General features: G+C 38.0%; 11 protein-coding genes. 2 read left to right on the top strand and 9 right to left on the bottom strand.

The window, feature by feature from the left end:
• Positions 1 to 68 precede the first annotated feature (68 nt).
• The gene (locus tag G9H60_RS06150) at positions 69 to 1,415 is read left to right on the top strand and encodes a hypothetical protein (protein WP_223143204.1); all 1,347 of its coding nucleotides are present in this window, start codon (positions 69 to 71) and stop codon (positions 1,413 to 1,415) included.
• A gap of 57 nt (positions 1,416 to 1,472) precedes the next feature.
• Here the strand turns inward: G9H60_RS06150 and G9H60_RS06145 are convergent, their stop codons facing one another.
• The 9 genes from G9H60_RS06145 to G9H60_RS06105 all read right to left on the bottom strand — a co-directional run bounded on the left by G9H60_RS06145 (position 1,473) and on the right by G9H60_RS06105 (position 12,988).
• On the bottom strand, positions 1,473 to 3,806 hold the full coding sequence (locus G9H60_RS06145; protein ID WP_223143203.1) for a hypothetical protein: 2,334 nt from the start codon (positions 3,804 to 3,806) through the stop codon (positions 1,473 to 1,475).
• Positions 3,807 to 3,851: 45 nt separating this feature from the next.
• The gene (locus tag G9H60_RS06140) at positions 3,852 to 4,685 is read right to left on the bottom strand and encodes an HpcH/HpaI aldolase family protein (RefSeq protein ID WP_223143202.1); all 834 of its coding nucleotides are present in this window, start codon (positions 4,683 to 4,685) and stop codon (positions 3,852 to 3,854) included.
• Positions 4,686 to 4,763: 78 nt separating this feature from the next.
• Entirely contained in the window at positions 4,764 to 5,483 is a 720-nt protein-coding gene (locus G9H60_RS06135) for an SCO family protein (RefSeq protein ID WP_262899965.1), read from the bottom strand.
• Positions 5,380 to 5,961 carry a toxin-antitoxin system YwqK family antitoxin gene (locus G9H60_RS06130; protein WP_223143201.1) on the bottom strand — a complete coding sequence of 194 codons (582 nt, stop codon included), beginning with the start codon at positions 5,959 to 5,961 and terminating at the stop codon, positions 5,380 to 5,382. Before G9H60_RS06130 ends, G9H60_RS06135 begins: the two co-directional genes overlap by 104 nt.
• Complete coding sequence (locus G9H60_RS06125) at positions 5,918 to 6,628, bottom strand: YHYH protein (RefSeq protein WP_262899964.1); 711 nt, start codon at positions 6,626 to 6,628, stop codon at positions 5,918 to 5,920. Before G9H60_RS06125 ends, G9H60_RS06130 begins: the two co-directional genes overlap by 44 nt.
• Before the next feature lie 266 nt (positions 6,629 to 6,894).
• Entirely contained in the window at positions 6,895 to 9,261 is a 2,367-nt protein-coding gene (locus tag G9H60_RS06120; protein WP_317197222.1) for a TonB-dependent receptor, read from the bottom strand.
• A gap of 34 nt (positions 9,262 to 9,295) precedes the next feature.
• Positions 9,296 to 10,642, bottom strand: coding sequence for an HTTM domain-containing protein (locus G9H60_RS06115; RefSeq protein WP_223143198.1), 1,347 nt, complete (start codon positions 10,640 to 10,642; stop codon positions 9,296 to 9,298).
• Positions 10,629 to 11,756, bottom strand: a complete 1,128-nt coding sequence (locus G9H60_RS06110; RefSeq protein WP_223143197.1) for an imelysin family protein — start codon at positions 11,754 to 11,756, stop codon at positions 10,629 to 10,631. The genes G9H60_RS06115 and G9H60_RS06110 overlap by 14 nt, the downstream gene beginning before the upstream one ends.
• Positions 11,757 to 11,815: 59 nt before the next feature.
• Positions 11,816 to 12,988 carry a DUF4856 domain-containing protein gene (locus tag G9H60_RS06105; RefSeq protein WP_223143196.1) on the bottom strand — a complete coding sequence of 391 codons (1,173 nt, stop codon included), beginning with the start codon at positions 12,986 to 12,988 and terminating at the stop codon, positions 11,816 to 11,818.
• Between the two features lie 695 nt (positions 12,989 to 13,683).
• On the opposite strand from G9H60_RS06105, the gene G9H60_RS06100 reads away from it, so the two are divergent.
• Positions 13,684 to 16,818, top strand: a complete 3,135-nt coding sequence (locus G9H60_RS06100) for a SusC/RagA family TonB-linked outer membrane protein (RefSeq protein WP_394369774.1) — start codon at positions 13,684 to 13,686, stop codon at positions 16,816 to 16,818.
• Positions 16,819 to 16,821: the final 3 nt, after the last annotated feature.

Raw genomic sequence — 16,821 nt, 5'->3', positions numbered from 1 at the left:
AAACACTCGCGTTTTTATTTTCTTATCTATTTGAATGGAATAAATCCGTTCTAACCAAACTTTCCGCCATGAAAAAAAACATCATTTTATGGGTAAGCTTGCTTGCCTGCTTTAGCACATTAGCACAAAAAACACCTGATACAGAAGCACTTAAACTTAAGCTCAATGAATCAGGTTCAAGGTTTTTTCAAGTTACTTTTTTAAATCAAGCTTGGTTTAGGTTCAATGAAAACAACCCAGGTACAAGTATAAATGGAAGTCCTCGAACACAATCCTTTGACATTGGATTGAGGAGAACTAGAATGCAATTGTACGGACAAATAACCGACCGTACCTTCATGTATTTTCAATTTGGACAGAATAATTTCAATGCACAATACAATGCAACAGGCAATCGAAAAATTGCTCCTTTTTTCCATGATGCCATAGGCGAATACCTAGTATCCTCAGGCAACCAATTGAAAATTGGAGGGGGCTTAAGTATCATTTCTGGCATATCTCGCTTTTCTCAACCCAGTATTGGTACTATTATGACCATGGACGTACCTGTGTTTGCCCAAACTACAGTAGATCAAATAGATCAGTTTTCCAGAAAACTAAGCATTTACGCTCGTGGACAAATCGGCCATTGGGATTATCGATATATTCTAAGTGATCCATTTCCCATTACTTCCAATGGACAAACACCTCCAGCTATTAGTTCTAACTATGCCAATTTTTCTCAAAAAGGGCATTCTTTACAGCAACAGGGTTATTTGATATATCAATTCTTTGAGCACGAAAACCATACGACACCTTATATGACAGGCACCCATTTAGGTGCCAAAAAAATAGTGAATTTAGCCATTGGAGGTGCTTATCAACCCAATGCCATGTGGCAAAAATCAGCTCAAGGAGACACTCTTTATCAAGATATGAAGCATTTTGCAGTAGAAAGTTTTGTAGACATTCCATTACAAAATCATGCAGCCTTATCCGCTTATTTGGGCTACTTCAATACCAATTACGGAACGAATTATTTACGCTATAACGGTTCTATGAACCCCGCCACTGGAACTAGCTTAAACGCTTCCAATTCCATAGCTGGACAAGGCCCAGTCTATGGAAATAGTTATCCTATGTTCGGTACTGGATCCGTAGTATATACCCAAATTGGATACTTACTTCCTTCCAGCCATGCAGAATTATCCAATCGATTTATGCCTTATGTTTCAGCCACATTTGCCCAATATGACCGTTTAGGAAATAATTCGACCACTACATTCAATGCAGGTTTGAATTATTTCATCCAAGGACATAAGTCAAAGTTGAGCCTAGATTTCCAAAACCGACCGAACTATCAAGTCAACCAAGGGGATATACGTGCAGGGGATCGACTAAACAGCCTCACCTTACAATTTCAAGTATTTATTTAAATTGTGTACTCCATATTACAAGAAAAAGACCCTCTTTTGGAGGGTCTTTTTATCTGATTACTTCTTCAATAACCAGATATCAAATACCTTGGAATGTTGACGCCAATTTAAATGTGATTCCTCTGGTTCATCAAAGGAAATGGATATTTTACCATCACTGATAAATTTTGGATTCAACTGAAATTCTTTGAACTCCTCTACCCCTTTGTTGTACATGACAGGGCGAACTCTTTCCCCATCAACACGCAGTAGCGCATCACCTTGCCCAGAAATACGAATGGTATAGGAAGCTTGAGGATCTAAATCAGCATATTCCAATTGAGGAAAATTTTGAAATAATTGGGTCGACAAGCGCCTTCTGCTTAGACCATTATCCCACCAAGCCACATCCGTTGCATCCTCAGTTCTCGTTTTCACTCGAGGGCCTTTTAACTGATCTGAAATATTATCATAATAACTGCCTTTACCCGGATTCTCCCATGTGGCGATGATCTGTAAACGTTCCAATTTTGCATTTTCATTGGGCATTTTACGAATTTTTTCAAATTCATCCTGTAGCCACCAACGGTTATTCAATGGATAATCAATAAAATCCAAAATAGCTCCTCGTTCAGCTCCACTAGCCTTGTATTTGGAAACACTTGTTTGTAAACCTATAGTTTGAAATAATGCTTCACAATAATCCACAACCTTTTGCCTTAACTCGGGAGCAGCAGGCTTTTGATCTGCTTGATTAACCTTTTCCAAGGCTAAGGTCATTGCATTTTCAGCACCTAATTTGGCTGCTTGATTTAATACCGCATTCGCTTCTTTCTCCAAACCTTGTTCATATAATTTTCTTCTTTTAATGAAGGTATCATAATAGGCACGCATTACTAATTGTTGCCATCGCCAATTAGCCTTTAATTCAGGGTGCGACTTTTCTAAATTTTGCCAAAAAGCAAAGGTGGTTTCTATCCCTCCATTTTCTTCAATAGCACCTACCCAGTTTCTTTCTAATGCCAAAATACCATCCGCAGCTGCTTCAGCTACCGAATTCCCAAAGAAGTATCGAGCATATTCCACCATCACCTGACGCACTTCTTTTTCCGTATTCCAAGCCATCTGACTCCATATCACTTTGTTGACATCATCATGAACCCCATCTGAATATGATAAAAACCCATCAGTAAAAGGGGCATATCGATTATGTATTTTAGCATAATAGGCAGGTTGTGGATTAGTCACTTCTCTACCTTCTGTCAAGGCAAAGGCCTGATCCCAATTCTCCGTAGGATATTGACAACGCACAGTATGGGTTAAATCGGGATAATGGCGATGCAAGTATTTTTTATCCAATCGAAAACGGGTGGCTGCCAGATCAGGACTGCTAGGCCCTGTTACAATCCCCGTAAACCAATCCGGTTTATTTTGAGCTAAATAATCATAGAAATAATTTACTTCTTCATCATTAAAACCTTGTAAAGAAAGCCATACGCCTGCCTTCGGATGATATTTTTTCAATTCGGCAGCCACTGCTTTAAGGAAGGGTAAAACGTATTTAGGGTGGTTCTCGCCCGGATCACCTCCAGGGAAAAAGACTCCATCCAATCGAGGGCAATTTTTGTAAAAATCCACATGGGCTTTAAGTTCTTCCTGGAATTTTTTGGGATCGGCTAAGTCAACATCCGCTGGGGTCCAAACCCAGTAATCCAAATCATAGGCTTGACACATCTGACTCATTTTGATATGCATCTCTTCCCGATTGATTTTCATATGGGGACTAGCTGCCCCATCTTGAAAAGGTATATTTTCAATGGCATTGGTCCCAAAAAAGGCTAACTCTCTAAAATATCGTTCAAACTGATTAAAGTCCCAGGCATCCCATGAATTGGCCGTATTTCGGTAACCAATTTGATGGCCACGAATGGCATACATTGGAGCACTTGATTTTTCATACTTTTTATCAAATAGAATTTTTTGCTTACTTAAATCTGCTGTGCGCAAAAACTCTCCAATAGCAAACAATAATCCACGTTGATCAGCCCCAATCAACCAAAGCACGTCTTTACCAGCTATGTTTTGGTGTATGATACGGAACCCTTCCTTTTGAATAGAAGCTTGTGCGTCTTGGCTCAAAGTGGGTAATGAATATGAACTAACATTTCCGCTACCATGGATAGCCAAGATGAATAATGCCGATTTTTCGTTTGGATTATTACTTAGTTTCAGACTAGTCTTCAGGGCAATTTCTTCTTGCAAGACAGTCATCATTTTTTCTCTAAATGGAGATGCAATTTGAGAAGATGCAATGATACTCGCTTTTGAAAAATCAATCATTTGAGCCAATAAGCCATGATGTAAGGTCAAAATTAGGGCAAAGAAAAGAATTCGAAAATGGATGATTTTCATGTTTTTAAGGTATGAGGTTTAGATTTTAATTGAAATTGGGAATTATTAAATACTTTCTGAATTCATTTGAGTAATCTGCTCTGCTCCCTGAATTTTTCGAAGTTCATTCAAATCTGACTGTAATTTATCGGCAAACAAAAGCATATCCGAGCAGTGTAAAATAATATTTGCCCCGGCTTTGACCCAATCTTTTTGCAAATCTAAGCTACCGCGATATCCTGTATGCCCACCTACCGCAACACCCAAACTTTTCGCTTGTTGAATTAGGGCAATTGTCAAATTCATGAAATCAGCTGAACGATAATCTTCAGGCATATTATATGACGTTGATAAATCATGAGGACCAATGACAAAACCATCCACACCAGGGCCATCTAAACTCAAAATTTGAGCTAAATTGGCTAAATTTTTTACAGCAGATTCACTTTCAATATTGAGCAATAAGGAATTGTTGCGGTTGTGTTTTTGTAGATATTGAGATAACTCCTCTGTGGGTTTTTCTTCTCCATGCAGTATCCTTGCTAATTTTTTACCCTTTAAAGGACGGTATTTAACAGCTCCAACTAAGGCCAAAACTTCCTCTACATCCTCTACATAAGGTACGAGGATGGCTCCAGCTCCAGCATCTAAAGCTTGAGTTGCCAAATAAGGACTAGGCTCTAAAATTCGAACTACGGGATTAATATCTGCTGCTTTAAAAGCACGACACATCCAACTCAAGGTTTCGGGATTATAAGACACATGCTCTGCACATAAAAAGACAAAGTCTAGGTGCAAGCTCAATACGACATCGAAACTTTTAGGAGAAGTGGAGGTAAGCAGTGTTCCATAGAGAGGATTACCCATGCGCAGGGCATTCCTAAATTCTTGGCCGATCATGTAAATAGGTTTATTTGTCCAAAGGAAATAAAAATTGACAAATAAACGATTGCTTTACTCCTCTAAATCAAACGATTTTTAATTTTCGGACAATAACTTTTCCATATCCTTAACACACTGTTCTGCTTCTAATGGCAGTGTCCCATTATAAATTCCCCGAATTCTTCCCTCTCGATCCACCAAAATCATATGTTCTGTGTGAAGGAATTCGGTACTATCTTTGGTATATCCTAGCTCTTCCTCTGCAAAATAAGACTTTCGAGCCAAATTGTAAATTACTGACTTTGAGCCAGTTAATAAATGCCAATTAGGTGCGTCTATTTTCTTTTCCTCAGCAAATTTCTTTAAAGTAGGCACATCATCTATCCAAGGTGTAACTGAATAAGATAACATTTCTACTTGAGGATTCGAGCTGAATTTTTTGGCAACAATCTTCATTTGGGAAATCATCTCGGGACATATATTTCCACAGCGAGTAAAAATAAATTGAGCCAAATGAATTTTACCTTTGACATGATCTTGTGAGAATGTCTTCCCATGATGATCTTTTAGATAAAAATGATCAATATGATGTTTGATTCTGCCTTTTGCTTCTACTTTGTCTAAAAATTGAGGACTGAAATCTGGACTATTATAATAAGGAATGCTGGAAACCTTATCCTCACTTTGACAAGCTGTAAGAGAAGCAAAAAGACTAATTACTAAAGACTTTCTCAGAAATATTTCGACAGTTTTTTGTGCCCAAAAGCCCATAACGTCGGCCTTCCAAAACCAAGTAATTGGATCTAATTTTCCCATTATCGTAAAACATTTTTTGAGCTCCTTGCTCATGTCCTTTTTCATAATGCATTTCTTTGATTAATTGACCTCCCTCATTCCATTCTCTGCATAGTCCTTGGTATTCATCATTTTCGAATTCAAAAACCCGCATTCTTTTGCCATTCTCCCAATAAGCCTCATAGGTACCTGTTTTCTTACCATGATCATAGGCTCTAATTTCATATAACTGACCAGAGGGATAATACTTTCTCCAAATCCCATCTTCAAGACCATTTACATAATGTTCTATGCTGGCTGTATCAATTGATTGAGGAAAAATTTGGAATAATTCCCCTGAAAACACCTTAGTAGACACAGTCATCCTTCCTGCTACCCATGCGGCTTTCACTTGGGAGGCATTGACACGAATTTCTTCTTTAGGTTGACAGTTTAAAAGAAATGTTGCTAAGATACTACTGAGAAACAGTCCCCGCACTTCCGTAAAATCCACTTCCATTGATATAAGGATCAGTACTGGTGATATGATAGTGATAAATCCCATTAGGGTATTCCGTGGTACTGTGTGAATGACCATGATAGGCATCTAAAGACGAATTTTGTACCACTTGGCCACCTTCTTCAGGTCCATATACTGGAAATCCATCTAATAAAAACCCTAGCAATGCAGATTTATTTGCTTTGACCATGGTTAAATACAAGGGCTCAACATGGTAATGGTAAGATCCTGTTTGCTGTGGGTGACCCCAATATTGATCAAAACCATTCACTTCGTTTGTCAAAGGCTGGCTCGGCCCTGCATATTGATTAAATAAAGGAACTCCATTCAACGCTACGCCAATCGGGCCGAGGGGTGTTGCCTTGTGGGCGGCATCCACTTGTGGATTTACAGGTATTTTAAAAGTAAATGATTGTGCAGAGATTGAATTGGGATTTTTAGCAAAATTATTGCCGCCAAATGTTTTCCCTGTGAAAGCTTCATACAATGCGTTTGTGCTGGCGAAATAAGCACTTTTATGATCGGGGACACCCGTAGTTTTAATGGTAATATAAGTTCCATCATTGGTAATGGATGTGGCCCCATAAATTTTGGAATATACTTCAGGTACAGCTGCCGTCGAAGTTGGCGTGATATTTTCGGAGGCATTTTTACATGAAATTCCCATGCAGCATGCTGTTACAAAAATTAGGAAAAATCTCATAGCAGGTTTTATTTTTTGTAAAAGTATCAAGTTCAATTTGATTTAAACCATGCCATTATCTCCCCTTCTTTCTTGATGGTCGATTTTATCAGTTTGTTGGTAAAAATTATCCTTAAAACAGAAGTTTTCTAATGATAAATCAAGTAATAGATAATCGAATTGAAAGATGAAATAACGTGGAAACAAAAAACGTTTTCCCAACGTTGTCAAGGTTTGAAACCTTGACAACGTTAGAATTTCGCTTGAATGGTTAGGTAAAAACTTCTACCATCAGATGGCAAAATACCAGGACCTGGGTAACCAGTAGCCCGACGAGTGAAATACATAGAATTAGCCAAATTGTTGATATTGGCTTCTAACTTAAACCGCCTAAATTGATAAGATACACCCGCATCCATGATGTGGTAGGCTGGTATTAAACCCACTACAGCTGAAACTCCTCCATCTCTAGCATTTGTGGCCTCTGTATACTGATCGGATAAATACGTGTATTGAAAAGATGCCTTCCATTTTTTATTTCCAATCCTCAAGCCTGTCTTCAAATTGAGATTAGGTACAAACTCCACCTGCTTCCCAACAATTCCAGCAATTTGACTGGCCTTATATTCCGATTTTATAAAGGCTAAATTGGCAAAAATAACAGCACTTGATTCCTGCTCTTCAGGCAATGCCCAGCGCAGCAGATCAACTTCTCCATAGGATTCTATTCCCATAATTACTGCCTGCCCAATATTACTTCTCCTCCTTAAAACGCGGTTATTTGCATCATAAAATTGCACTTCACCAATCCTATTATTATAGTTCAAATAAAAAGCACTGATATCAAAATTGTAGATGGTTGTTTCATAAGTTCTTAGACCCAAATCCACCGAATAACCTTTTTCATCTTTCATATCTGGATCAATAACCGATGAAGGGTTCGCAATCCGCATATCACTAAAGGTGATTGATCGATAGTTTTGAGAAACATTACTATACCATTCTAAATGAGAACTAGGCTTATAACTAAAACCTATTCCTCCCAAAACAAAGGATCGCTCATTCGTGCGAGATTCATTTGTTCTAGTGGCTGAAATGATATTTCCTGCTAAATCAAATTGAATATTCCCATAAAATCCATCTGCACGAGTATGGATATACTCCCATCGCAAACCCGGAGTAATGGAGAATTTATCACTTAAATAAAAAATATTTTCGAAAAATAAGGACGTATTATTGTTAGGAAAACGATAATCATTGGCTATGCCTTCTTTCGTGTTGATGAAATCAAAATCAGCGGATTTGCCCCGACTACCCAATCCTTGAATACTGTGATTAAAGCCATGGTAATAGCGGGATCCAGCTAAAAAGACAAACAATTTTTCACCCACAAAATAGCGTTTTAAATACCTAGCCTCCGCCCCCCAATTAGAAAAATCACCGGTGATTAAATCTCTTTCTGAATTATCATCTACACTTGCCACTCGATTGGGTCTAAAACCAATCGATTTACGGTAGGCCGAAAGTCCAAACAAGCGGAGATTCACTTCATTTTGGGCGTTGAATTTATGATCAACATGTAAAGCCCATAAATTCCAATTTACTTTAAACCAATTTCTTTCTCGATTCGTTTGACGAGGATTCTCGGCAAACATCGCATCTGTTAATCCTCCCGGCTGATGCGCTAAATAATTCATGTGCGTAATATCAATCCCTACACTGGTTTTATCAGAAAATCGATAGTCGACATCCGCATAAAAATTGTAGCTTTCAAAATCGGAATTGGCTCGCCAGCCATCCGCTCTTTTGTATTGAAAAAAAGTATAGTACGACAACTTATTTTGTGTGCCACTAACACTCGTAAATGCATTGTAAAAACCGAAAGAACCTACACTTTGCCTGGCTACTAACTCTATTTTTTTATCCAAAACCGGTTTCTTCATCACAAAATTAATCAAGCCGCCAAACTGGGTCCCATATTGCAATGAGGCTGCCCCACGAACAATTTGAATCCTCCCCACTGCTTCAATCGGTGGGGTATAATAGCTTTCTGGGTATCCCAAGGCATCGGCACTTATGTCATAGCCATTTTGTCGCACATTAAAATTAGAGGTCCGATTGGGATCTAATCCCCTTCCTCCAATGCTTAATTGCAAACCTGCTCCATCATTTTCCCATATATTTAATCCGGCCACACGAGAAAAAACTTGTCGAGCATTATTTGTAGCTAAATTGGCGACCAGTTGATCAGGCAAAATTACCTCTGTCTTTTTACCCTCATAAATACCCATACTTTCAACCGCACGCATCCGAGTAAATCCAAAATCCGTTTGTTTTTGAGTGACAACCACCTCATTCAAGGTCACATTCAAAGAATCCAATAATATATCCATAGAAATGTCCTTATTCTGAATGAGGACTGCTTGTTGAATGGACTGAAAATTTGGAACCAAAGTACGAAGTATGTAGGACCCTTTACCGATATTTTTTAATTGAAATTCTCCTTTTTCATTCGTCTGAGTCATGGGACTTCCTTGATTGAGAAACACCTGAGATCCAGCTATGGGAAGACCTGTTTTACGTGCTAATATTCTACCTGAAATTCGGTATTGAGCCATCAGCCCAAATCCAACTAAACAAAATACTATTGTATTAAAAACCTTTGATCGTATCATTGAAGGGTAATATCCATGTTTTATGAGAAAAAGAATCATGCTCTTGGGCTAAGTCAGTTTTGGGATTTATCAAGGGTTTACCTAATCGGCCATTCAGTGCCACATAAGAATCCACATACACTTGAGGAGAACGGAAACCCTGTTTGGCATAGAATCCGGCTAAATAATGAGCATATTGTAAGATCATGTCAGGTTGAGTACTCATCATTTTTTCTTGCAAAGTGCTTAGATGCAGATTATTATTTACCACAGCATGCTGGCCTGGTGCACCTTTTACTGTAAACTGTGCATAGCCTGCCTTTTCCATCAGCATCACTCGCCAAGAAAAACGGTATCCTTCCTCCGTCCAGAACAATTCACCAGGATAAGCCAAATAGCGAAAAGGAAATAAAATTTGGAACCCAAAAAATAAGGCAAAGCCCCAAGGTAGAAATGGAGATGATGTATAAGTAGATTGAATCGCTTGGTTCTCCTTAGGTAATTGGAGAAATGCCTTCAATCGATCAATAATTTTTTGATGAAATTCTGCAGAAAAAAAGATCAATGCTGCCACCATCATAATGTGAGGAAACATTCCAATAGGAAACAATAGAGCAGTCAGCACATGAAATACTATCACCGCAGCATAAGCCCAAACTCTTGTTTTTTTATTCCAAAGTAGAAAAGGGATACTCAAGTCATACAAGCAGCCAAACCAAGAAAAAAGATAGGGAATCCAGGTAAAATTGAATAAAAAACCAATAATCGGCATGTCATTTCTAGCTGGAAGCCAAATACTCAATGGCTGTGCATGCCAAAGCCAATCACTATTTACTTTGGCCAATCCAGCATAAAAATATAAAATGGCCATCATCAATTTAATGGCATCTATATTCCACTGAGGAATGAATTGAGCCCGGATATGTTTTTTGCGATATGTATCTACAGAAAAATAGACCTGAGCGGGCAGAAAAACCAAGATCAAACAAAGTAAACTTATGAAATAATAATGGTTGAGATAGGTACTCTTATCGATAAGTTCAATATATGAGAAACTAAAAAATAAACTAATGGTAGCTATTCGATAAAACAGCCCAATAGCCACCATGAACGCACTCAAAGCACAAATAAAAAATAGAATATAGGTGTATTCACCCCAAGGTTTAACCCATTCAAAACCATAAAAAGTAAAAAAATAAGTTGGTTTGATGTACAACGTTTCTATCCAGCCTTTGCTCCAAAAGCGGATCATACTCCCCAATAACATTAACCCAAAACAAATTCGGAATACTGCCAATGGAGCAACCGAAGTAGTCTTTTTTAGGTATTGATTAATCCCCATCATTATCCGTGTATGTAATGGTAATGCTCATAGCCGAAGTCATGTCTACTTTCAACAAGCGTACTGTTTTTTGCATTTCATTGTACACTGTCACCATGGCTTGATTATTGCTTTTAACTTCTTCGTATAAATTGGGTCTTAATACGTCCAATTTTACTTTAGTGGCTTCTAACTGAGCATTGATAATTTCACTTAAACTTTTACCAGTAGCACTGTCTTTCGCTTTCAAAGCATCTAAATAGGATTTAATGGATGGACCTTCCAAAGTCGATTTTACAGCTTTACCGTTAAAAAAATCAACATAAGCTTGGTGGGCAGTTTTGACAAGAATCAAGGAAATATCTTTTTTGTAGAAAGCTTCTACTTTCTCAGGTGCAATGACTCCATTTAACATAGCGCCTGAAGGAATACCAAATTTACCCGAGCGGATAAAACGCTCATAATGCAGTACAAATCCATTGATCATTAATGAAGTAGAAGAGGAAATATCCAAACCTGTTTTACTTATGTAAGTTTCACGATAGCTAGTATTCCATTCCGTAATTACTTTATCCAATAAGGATGCCATTCGTCCTGTTAATCGTTTGATGTAGGCTAGTCTTTTGGCTCCTTCCGCTGAGCTGGAGTAGTATGCGACAATTTCCTCATCGGTTTTTGCTACGCCATTGATTAAAAAATCCAAAGCTGGAAAGCCCTGTTGTGCATAGGAGGCAGGAACTTCTAAATTAGCAGAAGGATCAGCTATATTAGCCAAAATCCCGTTTTCACTAGCTGGATAAATATTATAAAAATTGCGAATGGTTTGCTTTTCTGCTGGCCCAAAATCAAATAATTCCACTTTTTGCCATTCGATATAGGCTTCGGTCCAAGCTGAACGAAAGGCTGTTAAGTTATTCATCGTAGGCTGATTGACAAATTGATCAGATTTGGCCTGCATGGCATCCAATTTCACTTTGAAATTAGCATAAGCAGGAATGATGATATGATCTGCCAGATGGCTTAAAATGGCCTTCCTGTCTTTTCCATCTTCTTGCGGAGTAGGGGCTTCCGTACCTGTCCCATTACTTCCACAAGCCCAAATAAAACCTGTCAATACTATTAATAAATACTTTTTCATGTGGCAAAGCATGTGAATTAAGGCCACGGATATAATCCATCCACGGCCTTGGTGTTGAGTTATAATTTAAACTTGGTACTGATTGCAGCAGAAGCTGCGTTAATTTTATCATTGGTTAGATCCCAAAATCCATTAGGCGAACTGATTAAGGCTGTTAGAATATCATCTGAAAATTTGGCATCTACATTATATGAAGTACAATAGCGTAAAGAATAAATAAAACCCAAACCTTCACCAATAGCATGTGCACGAGCTGCATCGGTGGTACCTGTCTTCCATTTGGCTAAATATCCCACAGCGGCAGAAGCAATGGCTTTTTCAGATTCAGTTCGAATGAAAGCAGCTTGCTTTTTCAATTCAGTCAAATCATTATTAACAATGGCAGCCCGACCTTTCAAAAAAGCTGAATGAAAATTAGCATAACTAGCCTTATTGTATTCCCAGATGTATGAACCTAAAAATGATTCTGATGTACCACGAACGGCATCTGTAGAACCTGCTAAATAGATGGGATTTAAGGTCAATAAACCATAAGCCTCATCCCAATTATGCTCTAAAGCTGTGTATTTTTTACCCGAAACAAGGGTATAATTGTCTGCGGTTAAACCTGTAGTAAGCAACACGTTACCAATATAATCTAGTTGCAAAGCTCCAATCAATGATTTTTGGATAATTTGAGCGGTCTCAATCCCTTTAGAATCTACTAAATAGGTTCCTAGTTTACCAGCTACTCCTTTGGAGGCAGTAGTAGCGAAAGAATTACTCACTGTGGCCATTTCAACAAACAAAGCATCCAAACGAGTACGGGCTAATTCTGCTTCTGAAGTGGATTTAGAAGAAGCTGTGCTATTTCTTAACGCCAAACCAGATGTGTTTAAATCTGTTCCAACAATCTTTAAGCTAGCTATATCGGTAAATGAATTGGCACTATTGGCATACATTGCTTTCATTAAATTGGCATCCAAAGCCTTGTTATCCCGGACTGCGGCACCCAAATAATAGTTGAGTGCAGCAAACATCTTATATCGCGTATTTCCTGATTTTAAATCAACAGTTGTATCACCTTTTGCATCGATGAAATATTGCTTGTAGGGAGTGGAAGGAGTTAAAAGACTATAATCTACTTTAGATCGAAGATTTGGGACAACATCTGAACTATTTTCACAGGAAGAAAATCCAAGTAAGGAGGCAAAAAGCCAGATAAAATGCAGTTTTAAGTTATTTTTAGGCATGTTTTATGTATTAATTTTATGTAGACTAATTATAAATAATAAACAAAGCTATTTCTTATTTAGAGTAATTCCAAATAAGAAATGGTATTATTTAGAATTATTTTAAATAATAAAATGCATCTAATTCAAAATCAATAAGATAATCGATGGCTAAATGTAAATTGGATGTTCATGGGTGAATATCCCGGGCTGAGAATAGCTTGAATGTAACAAGAAGACGATCCCAAAATCTTGGTTAATCCATGAAGAAAAATCAAAATGAAGGAAGGATTGCAATTGTGGTTTTGAGTTAAATTAGGAGGTATTTAGGGGAATTTAGACTTTTCGTAACAAGATGTAAAAAAACTTTACACCAAATTCTTAAAAAAAATTAAAAAATAGAATTGACCTATTTCTTGAAAAATTTGAAGTAGGAAAAAATCTAAACATATATACACCTGCGTTCAAAAGTCACGTAAGTAGCTGAAAAAAGCTAAGTTAGGAGTACACATCGGAATGTAGATTACATCACTAATGATACTATTTATTGCATTTTTCTAATAAATTACCGCCAAATAAAGCTTTCCTTTAGATAAATATGTGTTTTTCGATTTTTTCAAAGGAGTAAATTTTCAAAAAAGTTGGCTTATATTTCATGAATTATTACGTCGACCAATAAACCTATTGTGTCGATTAACCATTTAACCATCGTTTGTATGAAAACAAAATTTATTAGCAGTAATGCGGTTTTGCTTTTGGCATTTTTGTTGTCGATGTCATGGATTTCCATGGGTCAAGGCAAAGTGTCTACAGTAACTGGTACGGTTACTGATGAAAAAGGCGAACCGCTCATCGGTGTCAACATCATCCTCAAAGAAACAAGTAAAGGAACTACGACCAATGTTGATGGTAAGTATTCCATTAACGTTACCAACGCTCAAAGTAAATTACTCTTTTCTTTTGTGAGTTACGAACCTAAGGAAGTAACTGTAGGAAACCAGAGTGTCATTAATGTTAGCTTAAAACCTGATGCCAAAAGTCTATCCGAAGTAGTGGTAGTAGGTTACGGTGTTCAGAAAAAAGCAACCGTTTCGGGCTCTGTGGTTTCTGTTAAAGGAAATGAACTACAGAAGTCACCGAGTGTTAACTTAAGTAACTCATTGGCTGGTAGAATGGCCGGTGTGGTTGCAGTTAACCGTAGTGGTGAGCCTGGTTATGATGGTTCATCTATCCGTATTCGTGGTGCTAACACCTTGAATAACAGTGATGCCTTAATCGTAATTGATGGTATCCCAAACAGAGCGGGTGGTTTAGACCGTATTAACCCAGCTGACATTGAGTCAGTTTCCGTATTGAAAGACGCCTCTGCCGCCATCTATGGTGCTCGTGCAGCGAACGGTGTTATTTTGATCACAACGAAAAAAGGTAAATCTGGAAAACCAGAATTATCTTACTCGTTTAACCAAGGCTTTTCACAGCCAACTGTTGTTCCAGCTTTAGCGAATGCAGCGCAATATGCCGGCATGTTAAATGACTTGGATATTTACCAATTGCCTGTAAGCCAGTGGGCAGATGCAACTAAAGCATACAAAGAAACTGGCGTTTACAATGGACGTAAGGCTCCATATTCACCTAACGATATCAAGTTGTACAACGATGGATCAGATCCATGGTTACACCCGAACACAGATTGGTATGGTGCTACTTTAAAGAACTGGTCGCCACAATCTCGTCACAATGTACAAATGAGTGGTGGTAGTGAGAACATCAAATACTTGGCTTCTTTGGGATACCAAAACCAAGACGCATTCTATAAAAATTCAGCTACTGGATATCAACAATATGATATTCGTTTGAATTTAGATGCGAAAATCAATGAAAATGTCAACTTATCAGTGGGTATTTTAGGACGTGAGGAAAACCGTCGCTTTCCTACAAAACCAGCGAGTGCTATTTTCCGTATGCAAATGCGTGGAAAACCAAACCAGCCAGCATTCTGGCCAGATGGTCGTCCGGGTCCAGATATTGAGAATGGAGAAAACCCAGTGGTTATTACAACAAACCAAACGGGTTATGACCGCGACAAGCAAAGTTATTTCCAAACCAATGGTCAATTGGATATCAAAATCCCATACATCAAAGGTTTGAAATTTACTGGAACTGCAGCAATCGATAAGCGTTTCAGAGATACCAAACGTTGGGAGACACCTTGGACATTATATGAAAAAGGAACTGGCTTCGAAGCTGATGGAGTTACTCCAGTCTTAGTAGCTAGTAAGCGTGGACCAGCTGAACCTCGTTTAACTTTAGGTAATGAATCTCAATTAAACGTATTATTGGGTGGTATTTTAACATATGAAAGAAAATTCGATGATCATGGATTAACTGTTTTGGCAGGAACTAACCGTGAAACTATCAATGGTGATAACTTCAATGCGTATCGCCGTTTCTTCATCTCGACTGCTTTGGATCAAATGTTCGCCGGTGGTGACTTAGAGAAAAACAATGGTGGTGGTGCTTATGAAAGAGCTCGTTTGAACTATTTCGGTCGTGTGGCTTATAACTATAAAGAGAAATACTTAGCTGAATTCTTATGGCGTTATGATGGTTCTGATATTTTCCCTCCAGAAACTCGTTATGGTTTCTTCCCTGGTGTTATGGCAGGATGGGTGATGTCTGAAGAGAATTTCATCAAAAACGAATTGCCAGTAATCAACTACTTGAAGTTAAGAGGATCATGGGGACAAATGGGTAATGACCAAATCGCTACCTACCAGTATTTGTCTACTTATGGATTTAGATCTTACATCATTGGAAACGTAGAAACGAAGACCTTGTTTGAAACTAAAATCCCGAATAATAACATTAAGTGGGAAGTGGCAACTAACTCGGATATCGGTTTAGAAGGAGCTTTATTCAACAATAAATTGACTTTTGAATTAGATTATTTCTACAACAAAAGAACTGATATCCTTTGGGTAAAAAATGCTTCTGTACCACAGTCTACGGGTTTAACTCTTCCAGCACAAAACATTGGAGAGGTTTCTAACCAAGGATTTGACTTTACTTTAGGATACCGTGACCAAATTGGTGATTTGACATTCAATGTAGGTTTAAATGGTGGTTATGCTAAGAACAAAATCTTGTTCTGGGATGAAGCTCCAGGTGCACCAGAGTGGCAAAGAACTACAGGTAAGCCAATGTATACTTATCAGGCATACTTGTATGATGGAGTATTCAAAGATCAAGCGGAAATTGATGCGAACACCATCAACTACAAAGCTATCGTGAACACCTTACGTCCGGGTGACATGAAATACAAGGATTACAACGGTGATGGAAAAATCACTCCAGATGATCAAGTACGTAATGACTTCACTCAATTGCCTTTATTCCAAGGTGGATTTAACTTAGGTGCTCAGTACAAAGGATTTGATTTGACGATTTTGTTCCAAGGAGCAGCCGGTGCACAACAATATGTAAGTGCTGGTGAATCTGGAAACATTGGTAACTTCCTTTTGGATATTTACAAAAATCGTTGGACAGTTGAAAATCCAAGCAGCGAGCATCCACGTATCGCTAACCGTAGTGACCAATACTATTCAAATAACAATACCTATTGGTTACGTAGTACTGACTACATTCGTTTGAAAAACTTAGAAATTGGATACAACATTCCAGCTTCTGCTTTAGCTAAAATAGGTTTGAAAAACTGCCGTGTTTACACGAATGGTTTGAACTTATTGACGTTTGACAAATTGAAAGTATACGATCCAGAATCATCTAATGCTACTGGACAGTATTACCCACAGTCAAGAATCATAAACGTAGGTTTAACAGCTACTTTTTAACTC

Origin of the sequence: Aquirufa aurantiipilula, from assembly GCF_019923745.1 — a bacterium.
Taxonomy (GTDB): domain Bacteria; phylum Bacteroidota; class Bacteroidia; order Cytophagales; family Spirosomataceae; genus Aquirufa; species Aquirufa aurantiipilula.
The sequence above is the reverse complement of the archived record's forward strand: the minus strand, read 5'-3'. Positions and strand labels throughout refer to the sequence as shown.